Genomic DNA, 14398 nt, shown 5'->3' with positions numbered 1-14398 from the left:
ATATGTTTACTTTATTAAAATAATATTGTCCTAGATTCGGTATGCACTTATAATTTTATATATATTCTGAATATTCTTTATAAAGAAGGAGGGGGAATGTTGGAAACTTTCGTAAATTGGTTAAATAATATTGTTTGGAGTCCAGCACTTGTTTATTTATGTTTAGGAGTAGGTTTATATTTTTCTATTCGAACGAAGTTTTTACAAGTAAGGCACGTAGGAGAAATGGTGAAGCTGACATTTCAAGGAGAAAAATCAGAGGCTGGTGTTTCTTCATTCCAAGCGTTAGCACTTTCGTTATCAGGACGTGTTGGGACAGGGAATATCGCTGGGGTAGCAACAGCGGTTGCATTCGGTGGACCAGGAGCTGTATTTTGGATGTGGGCAGTAGCCTTTTTAGGGGCAGGATCAGCTTATGTAGAATCAACACTCGCGCAAATATATAAGACGAAACATCAAGGGCAGTTTCGTGGTGGACCTGCTTATTACATCGAAAAAGGTCTAGGAGTTAAATGGTATGCTTTAGTATTCGTTGCAGCGACAATTCTTGCAACAGGACTTTTACTACCAGGCGTACAAGCAAATAGTATTGCTGTAAGTTTAGAAACGGCTTTTGGTATTAATACTACCGCATCAGGGGCTATATTAGTTGTTGTATTAGCTCTTATCATTTTCGGTGGAGTAAAGCGAATTGTTAACGTAGCGCAAGTTGTCGTACCTTTTATGGCAATAGGCTATATTTTAGTAGCTTGCGTCATTGTTGCTATGAATATTGAAAAATTGCCAGAAGCATTTATGTTAATTATAAGAAGTGCATTTGCATTAGAAGCTGCTTTCGGTGGTATTATCGGTTTAGCAATCTCTTGGGGGGTAAAACGTGGTATTTATTCCAATGAAGCAGGGCAAGGGACTGGACCACACGCAGCAGCAGCAGCCGAAGTATCACATCCAGCTAAGCAAGGTTTAGTGCAAGCATTTTCCGTTTACATTGATACATTATTTGTTTGTTCAGCAACAGCATTTATGATGATTATTACAGGCATGTATAACGTATTTGATGCAAGCGGAAAAAACTTTATCGTTAATAAACTAAATGGTGCTCAGCCAGGACCAGGATATACACAGGCGGCGGTAGAATCTGTTTTCCCTGGATTTGGAAACGGTTTCGTTGCAATCTCGTTATTATTCTTCGCGTTTACAACAATTATGGCGTATTACTACATTGCAGAAACGAATATTGCGTACTTAAATCGTGATAAAGACCGTCCTTGGATGTCTATGGTACTAAAGTTTGTATTTTTAGGAGCTGTATTCTATGGATGTATAAAAACAGCAGCAACGGCTTGGGCTTTAGGCGACATTGGGGTAGGAATTATGGCATGGGTAAATATCATTGCGATTTTACTATTACAAAAACCTGCATTAGTCGCATTAAAGGATTATGAAAAACAGAAAAAAGAAGGAAAAGATCCAGTATTCGATCCAGGGCCATTAGGAATTAAAAATGCTGATTTTTGGGAGCATGAATACGGGAAAGATAAGAAAGAAGAAGTATCTTAACAGAATAGAAATGAAGAAGCAAAGGGGAAACTCTTTGCTTTTTTTTATGGACAAATTGAAGCTAAAAGTTATTTTTGGGACTATTTTTGAATATAAAAAGAATGTACATGCATTGTTAGGGGAAGGGGGAGTATGTTGATAGAATTTCGTAATGTAAATAAATATTATGGTAACTTTCAAGTTTTGAAAAATATTAATGTGCAAGTGAAAAAAGGCGAAGTGGTAGTAGTTGTCGGGCCTTCAGGATCAGGAAAAAGTACATTGCTTCGATGTATAAATCAATTAGAGGCAATTACAGATGGAGAATTAATTGTACAAAATACAGAGGTACACAATAAAAAAACGGACATGAATGAATTGCGGCGAAATATTGGGATGGTCTTTCAACATTTTTATTTATATCCACATAAAACGGTTCTTCAAAATATTACATTAGCACCGATTAAAGTAAATAAAGTTTCCAAAGAAGAAGCAGAGAAAACAGCAATGCTTTATTTAGAGAAAGTAGGAATCCCAGAGAAGGCTAACGTATATCCACATCAATTATCCGGAGGACAACAGCAACGGGTGGCAATTGCTAGAGGACTTGCAATGCAGCCGGAAATTATGCTATTCGATGAGCCTACGTCTGCTCTTGATCCAGAGATGATTGGAGAGGTACTTGATGTTATGAAAGCACTGGCTAAAGAAGGGATGACAATGGTCGTTGTCACGCATGAAATGGGATTTGCTAGAGAGGTAGCAGATAGGATCTTATTTATGGATGATGGTCAAATTATTGAAGATACAACACCGGCGCACTTTTTTGCAAACCCTGAACAAGAAAGAGCTCGTTTATTTTTAAGTCGGGTGCTAAATCATTAGAGGAGGAATTTTATGCTTAAAATGAAAAAATTATTTACTTTAATCGTATTTTCATGTTTATTCGTGCTTGTTGTTGCTGGTTGCGGAAGTAAGAAAGATGAGGCAAAGGAAACAAATACGAAGCAAGGCGGGGCTGTTGAACAAATTAAGAAACGAGGGAAATTAGTAGTCGGGGTAAAGAATGATACGAATTTATTTGGATTAAAAAATCCTTCAACAGGGCAGGTAGAAGGATTCGATGTTGATGTCGCGAAGGCACTTGCGAAAAAGATTCTTGGAGATGAAAAGAAGCTAGAGCTGAAAGAAGTAACGTCTAAAACACGTATTCCAATGCTGAAAAATGGTGATATTGATGCAATTATTGCAACAATGACAATTACGGAAGAACGCAAAAAAGAAGTGGATTTTTCAGATGTATATTTTAAAGCAGGACAATCGTTACTTGTGAAAAAAGGAAGCAATATTAAGAGTGTCGATGATATAAAACAAGGCGTTAAAGTATTAGCTGTAAAAGGGTCAACATCTACAAATAACATTCGTCAAAAGTCACCAGAAGCGACTGTATTAGAGTTTGAAAATTATAGTGAGGCATTTACAGCGTTAAAGGCAGGTAAAGGTGATGTGTTAACGACAGATAATGCGATCCTTTACGGAATGGCAAAACAAGATTCTAATTATGAAGTAGTAGGAAAAATTTTCACAGATGAACCGTATGGAATTGCAGTGCAAAAAGGGGCAGATGATTTAACGAAAGAGATTAATACTTTAATTAAAGACATGAAAGCAAGCGGAGAGTATGACAAATTATATGAGAAATGGATTGGACAAAAACCAGAAAAGTAGATAGTAAAAGTGAGAGGATGAGAGTACTCATCCTCTTCTTGTAAAGAAAGAGGGGAGAATATGTGCCTGATTTTTCTATATTAACGAATAACATTGATATGTATTTAGAAGGATTTAAATATACAGTTATGTCTAGTGTAATTGCATTGATAGGTAGTTTTATTTTAGGAGTAATTTTGGCAGTAATGCGTATTGCACCTATTCGTATTTTAAATTGGATAGGATCAGCTTTTGTGGAGTTTGTAAGAAATATTCCACTCGTATTAATTGCATTTATATTCTATTTTGCTTTACCTGTAATAGGAATTACTTTAAATGGTTTTGTAGCAGGAACAGTTACGCTTACGGTATATACGACAGCTTTTATTGCAGAAGTAATTCGCGCTGGTATTTTATCAGTTGCGAAAGGGCAAATGGAAGCTGCTCGCTCTTCAGGGCTAACGTATGTGCAGGCGATGTATTATGTTGTCTTACCACAAGCTGTGAAAATTGTAATTCCCCCTTTAGGAAACCAGTTTCTCAATTTAGTTAAAAACTCCTCAATACTTGGAATCATTGCTGGTGCTGATTTAATGTATCAAGGAGATTTAATTTCAACGAAGACGTTTGTTACGTTTGATGTTTATATATTTGTCGGGATGTTTTATTTAATATTAACAATTCCGCTCAGTATGCTAGTGCGTTATTTAGAAAAACGCTTAGCAAAGGAGGCGGTGTAAATGGATTTCAAGGGAGCAATTACAGGAGATCATATTCTATTTTTATTAAAAGGATTACTTATAACATTAGAGGTAGCGCTCATAGCAATTGTACTTAGTTTTATTATTGGAAGTGTAATCGGTATATTGCGCTACACGAAAATACCTGTCGTCTCACAAATATTAGGAGTTATAGTTGAAGTGATTCGAAACTTACCACTACTGTTAATTATATTTTTCACGTATTTTGCACTTCCAGAAGCAGGCTTGAAATTAGAAATTATAACAGCTGCAATTGTTGCTTTAACAATATTTGAGGCAGCAATGATATCTGAAATTGTTAGAAGTGGTTTATTGTCTATTGAAAAAGGGCAGGTTGAAGCCGCAAGATCTTCGGGATTAACTTATGTGCAAGCGCTGTGGCATATTATTTTGCCACAAGCATTAAGGAGAATGGTTCCGCCGCTTGTCAGTCAATTTATTTCATTGCTGAAGGATACGTCGCTAGCGGTTGTTATATCACTCCCTGAGCTTATGCATAATGCTCAAATTATTAGCGGACAAAATGTGAATTACATGATTCCAACATTTATATTAGTAGCTTGTATGTACTTTATCGTAAATTATAGTTTATCAATTTTATCGAGAAGATTAGAACTTCGTTGACTCTTACAATATATGTAAGGGTTTTTTTCCTTGTTTCTCCTTATTTTCCTCTAAATAGAATCTAAATCTTGCAATAATTCGATTTTTATATTATTTTATCAGAAAAGTTTTAATTTTATATAGAAAATGTAATCGCTTTCGTGTATATTTTTATTATCAGAAAATTTTAACAAGATATAGGGGTATTGGTAGGGGGAGGATTTAGATGCAGCAACCAACGAATGAGAAATTACATCGCACGATGAAGAGTAGACATTTATTTATGATCGCACTTGGTGGTGTAATCGGAACTGGTTTTTTCTTAGGTTCAGGTTACACTATTAATCAGGCTGGACCAGGGGGAGCCATCCTTTCATATTTAGTAGGCGGATTTATTATGTATTTAACAATGCTTTGTCTTGGAGAGTTAACGGTAGCTATGCCGGTTTCAGGATCTTTCCAAAAGTATGCAACGAAGTTTATTGGACCAGGAACGGGCTTTATGATTGGCTGGTTATACTGGCTTGGCTGGGCAGTAACAGTGGGTCTAGAATTAACGTCAATCGGTTTAATGATGAAAAGATGGTTTCCAAATGTTGATGTTTGGGTATGGTGCCTTGTATTCGGTGTTATTTTATATGCTTCAAACGCAATTTCGGCAAAAAGTTATGCTGAATTAGAATTTTGGTTTTCTAGTATTAAAGTAATTACAATCCTTGCATTTGTTGTTCTTGGTGGTAGTGCATTATTAGGATTTATATCATATGACGGAAAAGAAGCAGCACCTCTTTTCTCTAACTTTGTAAGCGATGGTGGACTTTTCCCGAATGGACTAGCTGCCGTACTACTTACAATGATTACAGTTAACTTCTCATTTCAAGGAACAGAGTTAATCGGAATTGCAGCGGGAGAAAGTGAAAATCCAGAAAAAACAATTCCACGTGCGATCCGTAATACAGTATGGCGCATTATGTTATTCTTCATTTTAACAATGACAATTTTAGTAGGATTAATTTCTTGGAAAGAAGCAGGTGTAATTGAAAGTCCATTCGTAGTCGTATTTGATAAAATTGGTATTCCATACGCAGCTGATATTATGAACTTCGTTATTATTACTGCGTTATTATCTGTAGCGAACTCTGGATTATATGCAGCGACGCGTATACTATGGTCACTTGCAAATGAGGGAATGGCACCAACTTCCTTCCAGAAAGTAAATAAGCGTGGTATTCCAATTACAGCGCTAGTCGTAACGATTGCGGTAGCTGGATTATCTCTATTCACAAGTTTCCTTGCAGAAGATACAGTATACATGTATTTATTATCGATAGCTGGTTTATCGGCTGTTTCAAGTTGGATCATTATTGCTCTATCGCAACTTCGCTTTAGAAGTCAGTATATAAAAGGCGGAGGAAAGTTAGAGGACTTAAAGTATAGAACACCACTATACCCGATTGTTCCAATTTTAGCTTTAATTACAAATAGCATTGTTGTTATTAGTTTAGCGTTTATTCCTGAACAAAGAATGGCGTTATACTGTGGTATTCCATTTATCATTTTCTGCTATATATATTATTATATTAGTAAGAAACGGCAGAAACCGATGAAAGTGGAGATGGAAAAAACAAATGAAACTAACAATCAAACACGATGATATAGAAGCAGATTTATCGTATGGTCAATTAGCGATTGGAAAAGAAAACGGTTATTCACCGTTACAATTACTCGTTTCTTCTATCGCAGGGTGTAGTGCAATTGTCTTTCGAACGATTTTAGAAAAGAAACGTATTCCATACGATACGTTTACAATCGAAACTGAAATTGGTAGAAGTGAAGCGTTATCGAAGCCAGTTGAAAGTGTTCATTTGCACTATAAAATTAAAGCAGAAAACATTACAGAAGAGCAGCTGGACAAGGCGCTGCAACTTGCAGTGAAAAATTGTACGATTGTTCAATCTGTAAAAGATAGTATAAAGGTTACGGAAACAATTGAACTAATAAAATGAAACATAAAAACGTGAGAATACGGCTCTCACGTTTTTATGTTTTTAATAAAGGAAGAAAGTATGATGGAATGTTTAGGTTGTAAATTAGCAAACGAAGAGGAAAAAATATATAAAATATATAAAGATGACTATGTAACTTGCTTTTTAGATCATGCGCCTTTCTACCCAGGACATACTTTAATTGTGCCAAAGCAACATGTTGTAGAAGTAGATGAATTAAATGATGTTGTAGCAAAATCCGTTATGGATGCTTCTAAGCTTATTGCAAAAGCGATTAAGATAGTATATAAACCTGACGGAGTTACAGTTTGTCAAAATGGTGGAGTATTTAACGAGTTAACACATTACCATATGCATATCGTACCAAGATATAAAGAGCGTTCGTTTGCTGAGTTTTATATGGTACAACCAGGAGAAAAGCAGAATCATAACTTGGAAGAGACACAGAATTTGTTAAAAGAAGCGATAGAGCATATGCTGCTTACTGAAAAGGCGTAGCGGTCAGGAAAATTCTAATATTAAAAAGCCCAATTTCTCAGTTAAAATAGAGAAATTGGGCTTTTGTTTATTCTATTATTAAATTTTATACATAAAAAGATTTTGCAGTGTCACAAAGTATAGCGCTTATTCGTTATATAGAGTGAGAGGAGGAATTATATGAAAGTTACAAACAACGATTATGAAAAGATGGAAGAGCTATATGAGTTGTATGAACAAAAGATTTATTATGTAGCGTATTCTATTTTAAATAATATTCAACAGGCTGAAGATGCGGTTCAAGAGACGTTTATTACTCTTTATAAGAACTTGGAAAAGCTCCATAGCTTGGCTACTCAAGAGCTTAAACGCTACATTTTGAGGGTCGCGAAAAACAAGGCGATTGATAGTTACCGGAAAAACAAACGACATGAAACATTTTTAGAAGAATATGAAAGAGAATCTGTAGAAGCAGTAGATGAAAATATTGAAGAGTGGGAAAAACGTAAAATGTCTGAGGTTCAAATTGATGCATTGCTAAAAGAGTTAAACGAATCTAATAGACAGGTGTTTAAGTACAAAGTCTTCTATAACTTAACGTATCAAGAAATTTCAAGTGTCATGGGGATAACCGAGGCAAATGTCCGCAAGCAGTTTGAACGCGCTCGAAAACGAGTCCAAAATATGATAGGAGGTATACAACATGACGAATTCAAAGAACTCCAAAGAAATATATGAACTTGCTGAAAAAATTGCTTTAGATGATTTTGATAAACTTGAAGAACAACATGAATTTTCACATACATATACGCGCAAAAAGAAATTGTTTATGGAGGAAATGAAGCCGCAAAATGGACAACCGCTGAAAAAGCGTAAAAGACATCGTATGTTAATCGCTGCTGCTTGCTTATTGATCGGCATGCCGACAACCGTTTTTGGAGCAGTAAAGGTCTATAATATGATCGTTCAAAAACAAAATTATGAAGTAAATGTTTCAGTAACAAATAAGAACTCGAAAAAGGCTGATAAGTGGTATAAGCTGAAAATCGATAAATTACCAGAAAATATGGAAGCAATTGATGACTCTGCTATGAAATATTCCTTTAAAGATAATGACGCAAAGGGGGGATTTTCATTCGCTCTTCGGAGAGTAGGGGAGAATACAGATTTTCAAACGCTGTACTCTAAAAGTTATGAAGAAAAAGAAATAAACGGTAGGAAAGCAGTAATTGTCCATAAAGAAACAGGAAACAACAATGTAATGTTTGACAGAAAGGTCTTTCTCTTTTTTGAGAAAGAAGGGATTATGTTAGAAAGTTATATTGGATCCGATGTAAACGAAGAACAAATGATGGATGTGTTAGGGAGTATTTCACTTGAGCCTACGTCAAAAGAAAAGGCATCATATATAGTAGATTATGATGAAAATCGTTTTAGCAAAGCAGATGAACCTAAAGAAACTAAGGTTATTCCTTTGAAAAAAGATAGTAAACGACTATTTCATATAGGACAAAAGGTTCCAGTAACGATATCTATGGATAACAGCCAAATTGAATATGTGATAGAAAAAGTTGAAGTTTTTGATTCAATCAAAGATTTTAAACAAGAGAACTTTAATGAACTTGGCCTAGAGATATTAAGCAAGAATAAGGCTTTAGATCAGACGGGAAAATTACTATCATACAGACGAGATGAATATAAATTAGGGAATGGTAAAAATTCAATTGATACATTAGTAGATTCGAAATTAGTTAATGTTAAATTTGTCTACTTAACAACAACAGTGAAAAATATTGGCAAAAAGTCGACAGAAGAAATCTATATGCATCCATCCATAAAACAGCTTAAATTTGAAGGGAATGCATGGAAATACGCTAAAGAAGAGGGAATGGACGCAACGCGTATTATGACAGGTGAAGTTGATTATTTAGAACCTCACGGAGATGGAAAAAGTTTTTACAATATTGGCAGTATCACACCAGGACAAACGATGAAAGTTAACTTAGGTTATTTTGTAGATGAGGATAAACTAGATTCAATCTTCCTTGATGCTTTCAATTACAGAGGGATTGGTGACACTGAAAATATGAATTCGAAAAATCGTTGGTGGTTTGATATTCGTCAATAATAAAACAATAGGAACAACAGGACAAAGAAGCTGCTTATATTTAGCAGCTTCTTAGTCTTCATACATATGTAAAACTTCTTTTGCACGCATACGTAAACCATCTATCAATTCTATCGGTTCTAAAACTTTTGCATCTTTTCCGAGTCTATAAAATAAAGGGGTAATAAAATTGATTTCTCCTTTATCAATTGTTGAATGTATATATCCTGTCCCGTTTTCGTTTGTTACAACGAATTCTTCAAGGTAAGGCACGCTTTTACATTGGCGTACGCCTTCTGTTGACAGTAAAACATGTAACTGAGTAGGATTATGTACTACGTGAGAGTTAGAGGCAAACCACTCTTCTAAATTCATGAATGTATCTTCATTTTCTTCCGTTGATAATATAGAAAGAATACGATCGACGCGATACAGTAATGTTTTTTCTACATTAAAATCATAAGCAGGTAAATACCATAAACCATCATGCGCATATACACCGATAGGATGAACGTGTTTTGTTTTGATCCTTGATTTAGATTCGTATTGAAAGTGTAAATTTTTATTTTCAATAGCCGCTGTTAACACTTCGTTTAAAAGTGGTGTCTCAATTGTTCTTTTCGGATTCCAAAAGGCGATATAAGAACGTATTTTGTCAACTTTAGCTTTCGCATCATGTTGTAGGGAGCTATATAGTTTATGTGTAACGGAATTTATTTCTGTGTTAAAAGGCAAGTCTCTGTAGTAGCTTAAAGATTGAAAGGCAAAAAAGATAGAGACTGCTTCTTCTTCGGTAAATAAAATAGGTGGAATTACTCTATTCGTTAATACTTTATATCCTCCGTTGCGACCTTGTTCAGCGTAAATGGGTAATCCCATATCACTTAAATCTAAAACGTATCTATGGACAGTACGAACAGAAATATTAAATTCATCGGCTATTTCTTGCGCTGTAAATGCTTTTTTCGCAGAAGCAAATATAAGAATATCTAATAAGCGTTTAGCTTTTGACAAATGTATCACCTTTTTTCTTTTTAAACATGACATAAATTGTCGTGTTTTATTGTTAGTATATTGTTTACATCATAATGTTATCAAGATGAGGTATAAGGAGGAAAAAATATGTCACGTGAAATAGTTTTATTTATTGCGGCGAGCTTAGATGGATATATTGCGAAAGAAGATGATGATTTACAGTGGTTAATGGAAACCGAAGGAGAGGGAGATAACGGTTATACAGAAATGTACGAAACTATTGATACAATAATTATGGGAAAAAGAACGTATGATTATGTAGTAGAGCATATAGAACCATTCCCGTATTTAGATAAAAAATGTTATGTTTTTTCTAACTCAGAAAAAGGTTCAAACGAACACGTGGAGTTTGTAAATGAAGATGTAGTGGAGTTTACAAAAAGGTTAAAAGCACAAGAAGGATCTAAAATATGGATGGTCGGTGGAGGGAGTCTCTTAAGAGAGTTCTTTAAGAATAATCTAATTGATGAATATGTTGTTACGATTACACCTCACATATTAGGTTCTGGAGTTCCGTTATTTCAAGACAAGAACCCGGAAATTAATTTAACTTTAACGGATACGAAACGTTTTGGGCAATTTGTAAATTTATATTATAAAGTAAAGTGATAAAAAACACGACTATTGATGATAGTCGTGTTTCTTTATGGATGGTAATGAAATTATAAAGCAAGACCCATAATCGACTTCGCTCGTTACAGTAATATTTCCGCCGTGTAGTTCTACAATTTCTTTTACGATAGATAGTCCTAAACCAGTTCCGCCTGTAGCTCGTGTTCTCGCTTTATCAACTCGATAAAAACGATCGAAAATGTGAGGGAGGTCTTCAGGCGGAATACCTTCGCCTTCATCTTCAATTGTAATGAAAATACGTCTATGTTCTTCTGTAACAGAAATGTTTATATGAGAATGTTCTTTTGAATGCCTATAAGCGTTATTTAAAATGTTTATTATAACTTGTTCAAATCGCTGTTCATCTAAGTTTACTACCAGTGTAGGAGGACAAGAGAAAGAAACTTTAATGTACCTTTCTTTATACATAGCGTTAACTTTTTCGGCTATGCGAGTAAGGAAGGTGTGTAAATGTACTTCCTTTACTTGAATAGAAAAGTTATGTTGTTCCATTTGTGCAAGTGAAAATAAATCTTGAACTAAGTTTGTAATGTAATCAGACTCATCTTTTATAATTGATAAATATCGCAAACGTTGCTCAGGAGATGTGGTCTCTTTTAAAGCAATGTCAGCGTAACCTCTTACGTATGTTAATGGTGTTCGTAATTCGTGAGCAACACTTGCTAGAAATTCACTTCGCTCTGTTTTCATATAATGTAAATCATTTGCGAGCGTTTGAATAGATGATGCTAGTTCACCAATTTCATCATTTCGAGTAGTCGTTAATGAAACGGACAAATCGCCTTTACTCATTTTTTCAGTTGCATGTTTCATGTGTAACAATGGTTTTGTTAATAAACGTGATAATAGGAAAATTGTGATGACTGTGAGTAGAAACGTGATGGCGCCAGCAATAATGAATTGTTTCGTTAATCCATTTACCAACTTTTCAATGGATTTTGTTCCAAGAAACATATACACATACCCTTCATGTTTTCCAGCTACTATGATAGGACTAACTGTACATATATAATTAGATGTTTTCCAATGATTTTCTATAATCGCTCCGTTATGGTCTGTTCGAGTCTGCATGCTACTAATGTGATTTTTTATAGTCGTGTTTATTTCGTTAGATTTAGCTAGCACTTCTTTATTTGTATTTGTAATAACGACAGTTGTTTCAGCTTCAGATTCCATTAATGCTACGTGAGAGATGGTTTGCTCATCGTAATATTTTTCAAGTACATCTCGATGACTATTTCCTCGCTTTAATAAAGCTGTCATTTCTTCATTTACTCTAGTGTTTACGAGACTATAATAGAGCAAAATAAAGAGAACACTTTCAATTAAAAGTGTAACAATTAAAAAATAAAATCCGAATTGAATTGAAATTCGTTTCATCGTTTTGCCCCTTACTGTTCAGTATCAACCCATCGATAACCTACTCCATACACGGTTTTTAAATGATGATCAATAGGGAAATTTGCTTTTCGCAATTTATCACGTAAATTACGAATATGCGAATCGACTGTGCGATCTTCTGTATTTGTGTTTAATCCCCAAATTCGTTCGATGAGCTGATCACGGTTTAATACGTAGTTCACATGGCGTAAAAATAATCCGAGTAAAGAAAATTCAATTGGTGTGAGAAGGAGTTCTTCACTATGGACAGAAACGAAGTGTTTTGTTTCATCCCATACAATACCGTGATATTGGATTTGTTTATGTTCATTTGTACGTCTTAAAACGGCTTCAATTCTTGCGAAAAGTTCTTCTTCATGGAAAGGTTTCGTTACGTAATCATCGGCTCCAAGTTTTAATCCTTGAACGACATCTACTGTTTGATCACGAGCTGTAACCATAATAATAGGAATGTTACTAAAAGATCGGATTTTTTTGCACGTTTCCCATCCGTCCATCTTTGGCATCATAATATCGAGTAAAACAAATTTAAAGTTTCGATTTTCTATATGTAAAATAGCTTCTTCTCCTGAAGTCGCACATACGCAGTTATATCCAATTGGGGTAAGATAAAGCGTTAATAATTCAAGCATTCTCGGTTCATCGTCTACGAGCAGTATATCAATCATAGAGAGCCCTCCATATTTATAATCGTTACTTAAAGTGTAATGCAAAATCATGAAGAAATGGTGCAGATTATGATGCGTCTGCATAATTTCTTCAGAATTGCTTGTTATTGTGGAGTTGAAATTACATTTTAGGTAATCATATTGGCTCAAAAATGATTAATACGGAGGCGGTATAGTGAAAAAAATGACCCGAATTTTTGGGATAACAATAATTACAGCAGTTGGTCTTGCTGCATGCGGACAAACGAATACAGACCATAAAAACCATGAATCTACAAAAGAGAAGAAAACAGAGCAAAAGGAAATGAAAATGAATCAGGAGGTAACGGCGCCAAAAGAAATGAACGAAGGTGCATCTAATGATTTATTAACGACAAGTCTAAAAAATGTGACGAGGTTAAATACAAATGACCCCCTAAAAATGGCAGTATTAACTTCGCAAACGATATGGCCAGCAACTCATAAGGAGAACCAGCCAGGTGCTGTTATTTTAGTACCAGCAAGCGAGTGGCAATTAGGTATTGCGAGTGCAGACCTTATTCATCATCCGAATAACGGGCCGATTTTATTTATAGAAAAAGAAAAGATACCGGAAATGACGTTAAAAGAAATAAAACGATTAAATCCAATCGGAACGAAAGACGGAACACAAATTATGGTGATGGGAGATGTAGGTACTAGCGCGCTTGAACAATTAAAAGGTTATAAAGTAAAACAAATAAAAGAAACGGACCCAGCTATATTTGCGAAGGATGTTGATAAGGAGTATGCCGATATAACAGGAAGCTACCCAAATAGTGTTATTATTGGTTCGTCTGCAGAAGAAGGCCGTTTATATACAACACCCGCTGTAAATTGGATTTCTCATATGCCGGAACCACTACTCTATACAGAAAAGAATAAAGTGCCAGAAGCGACAATAGAGGCATTAAAAATGAGAAAAGACAAAGCAAATATATATGTATTAGGGCCAGAAAAAATTGTTTCAAAAGAAGTGGAAAAAGAGCTGAGCAAATACGGGAAAGTAACGCGTATTAGTGGAGAGACTCCAACAGAAAATTCGGTTGCGTTTGCGAAATTTAAAGATGAAAAAACAAAATTTGGCTGGGGATTCACAAAACCTGGTCACGGTTTATCATTTGTTTCAAGCAAAACACCAGATTTAGCAGTTGCTGGGGCACCTTTTTCACATATGGGTAAACACGCACCTGTTGTCTTGTTAGAAGAAGGGAAAGCTTCACAACCAGTGTATGACTTCCTTGCAAGCATTCAGCCGAAGTTTAAAGATAATCCAACACTTGGACCATATAATCATGGCTTCTTATTAGGAAGTACGAGTGATATTTCATTTGAAACACAAGGAATACTAGATGAGAGGTTAGAAATTGTTCAGGAAAGTGGTCAAGGACACGGTGGACATTAATGAAATGAGCAAAGACGCTACTGATATAGCGTCTTTTT

15 protein-coding genes are annotated in these 14398 nt (G+C 35.1%); 12 read left to right on the top strand and 3 right to left on the bottom strand.

The window, feature by feature from the left end:
* Positions 1-99: 99 nt before the first annotated feature.
* The 10 genes from ACTFR8_RS26075 (at position 100) to ACTFR8_RS26030 (ending at position 9221) form a co-directional block, all read left to right on the top strand.
* Positions 100-1560, top strand: a complete 1461-nt coding sequence (locus ACTFR8_RS26075) for an alanine/glycine:cation symporter family protein (RefSeq protein WP_000447396.1) — start codon at positions 100-102, stop codon at positions 1558-1560.
* Positions 1561-1692: 132 nt separating this feature from the next.
* Positions 1693-2424 carry an amino acid ABC transporter ATP-binding protein gene (locus ACTFR8_RS26070; RefSeq protein ID WP_044584131.1) on the top strand — a complete coding sequence of 244 codons (732 nt, stop codon included), beginning with the start codon at positions 1693-1695 and terminating at the stop codon, positions 2422-2424.
* A 12-nt stretch (positions 2425-2436) separates the two neighbouring features.
* Positions 2437-3267: a glutamine ABC transporter substrate-binding protein GlnH gene (gene glnH, locus ACTFR8_RS26065; protein WP_000916491.1), complete on the top strand. Its 831-nt coding sequence runs from the start codon at positions 2437-2439 to the stop codon at positions 3265-3267.
* A gap of 62 nt (positions 3268-3329) precedes the next feature.
* Complete coding sequence (locus tag ACTFR8_RS26060) at positions 3330-3986, top strand: amino acid ABC transporter permease (protein ID WP_252209791.1); 657 nt, start codon at positions 3330-3332, stop codon at positions 3984-3986.
* Entirely contained in the window at positions 3987-4631 is a 645-nt protein-coding gene (locus ACTFR8_RS26055; protein ID WP_000345955.1) for an amino acid ABC transporter permease, read from the top strand. It begins immediately after the preceding gene.
* Between the two features lie 205 nt (positions 4632-4836).
* Positions 4837-6264 (top strand): amino acid permease, encoded by a 1428-nt coding sequence (locus ACTFR8_RS26050; protein WP_001187097.1) that lies wholly within the window; start codon positions 4837-4839, stop codon positions 6262-6264.
* Positions 6239-6616: an OsmC family protein gene (locus ACTFR8_RS26045; protein ID WP_016117157.1), complete on the top strand. Its 378-nt coding sequence runs from the start codon at positions 6239-6241 to the stop codon at positions 6614-6616. Before ACTFR8_RS26050 ends, ACTFR8_RS26045 begins: the two co-directional genes overlap by 26 nt.
* Before the next feature lie 63 nt (positions 6617-6679).
* Positions 6680-7114 (top strand): HIT family protein, encoded by a 435-nt coding sequence (locus ACTFR8_RS26040; protein ID WP_070758203.1) that lies wholly within the window; start codon positions 6680-6682, stop codon positions 7112-7114.
* Positions 7115-7273: 159 nt separating this feature from the next.
* Positions 7274-7831 (top strand): RNA polymerase sigma factor, encoded by a 558-nt coding sequence (locus ACTFR8_RS26035; RefSeq protein WP_000869272.1) that lies wholly within the window; start codon positions 7274-7276, stop codon positions 7829-7831.
* The gene (locus tag ACTFR8_RS26030; protein ID WP_252209792.1) at positions 7797-9221 is read left to right on the top strand and encodes a DUF4367 domain-containing protein; all 1425 of its coding nucleotides are present in this window, start codon (positions 7797-7799) and stop codon (positions 9219-9221) included. The genes ACTFR8_RS26035 and ACTFR8_RS26030 overlap by 35 nt, the downstream gene beginning before the upstream one ends.
* A gap of 51 nt (positions 9222-9272) precedes the next feature.
* Here the strand turns inward: ACTFR8_RS26030 and ACTFR8_RS26025 are convergent, their stop codons facing one another.
* Entirely contained in the window at positions 9273-10247 is a 975-nt protein-coding gene (locus tag ACTFR8_RS26025; RefSeq protein WP_252209793.1) for a helix-turn-helix transcriptional regulator, read from the bottom strand.
* A gap of 75 nt (positions 10248-10322) precedes the next feature.
* Here ACTFR8_RS26025 and ACTFR8_RS26020 point away from each other — a divergent pair, with 75 nt between their 5' ends.
* On the top strand, positions 10323-10844 hold the full coding sequence (locus ACTFR8_RS26020; RefSeq protein ID WP_000085764.1) for a dihydrofolate reductase family protein: 522 nt from the start codon (positions 10323-10325) through the stop codon (positions 10842-10844).
* Between the two features lie 12 nt (positions 10845-10856).
* Here ACTFR8_RS26020 and ACTFR8_RS26015 read toward each other — a convergent pair whose 3' ends face one another.
* On the bottom strand, positions 10857-12248 hold the full coding sequence (locus ACTFR8_RS26015) for a sensor histidine kinase (RefSeq protein ID WP_000822532.1): 1392 nt from the start codon (positions 12246-12248) through the stop codon (positions 10857-10859).
* A gap of 11 nt (positions 12249-12259) precedes the next feature.
* The gene (locus ACTFR8_RS26010; protein WP_000565484.1) at positions 12260-12937 is read right to left on the bottom strand and encodes a response regulator transcription factor; all 678 of its coding nucleotides are present in this window, start codon (positions 12935-12937) and stop codon (positions 12260-12262) included.
* Positions 12938-13112: 175 nt separating this feature from the next.
* Between ACTFR8_RS26010 and ACTFR8_RS26005 the strand changes: the two genes are divergently transcribed.
* Positions 13113-14360 (top strand): hypothetical protein, encoded by a 1248-nt coding sequence (locus ACTFR8_RS26005; protein ID WP_000738868.1) that lies wholly within the window; start codon positions 13113-13115, stop codon positions 14358-14360.
* Positions 14361-14398 lie beyond the last annotated feature (38 nt).

Origin of the sequence: Bacillus cereus group sp. MYBK15-3 (genome assembly GCF_051916765.1) — a bacterium.
GTDB classification, from domain to species: Bacteria; Bacillota; Bacilli; order Bacillales; family Bacillaceae_G; genus Bacillus_A; species Bacillus_A cereus.
This window is presented reverse-complemented; position numbering and strand designations above follow the sequence as displayed.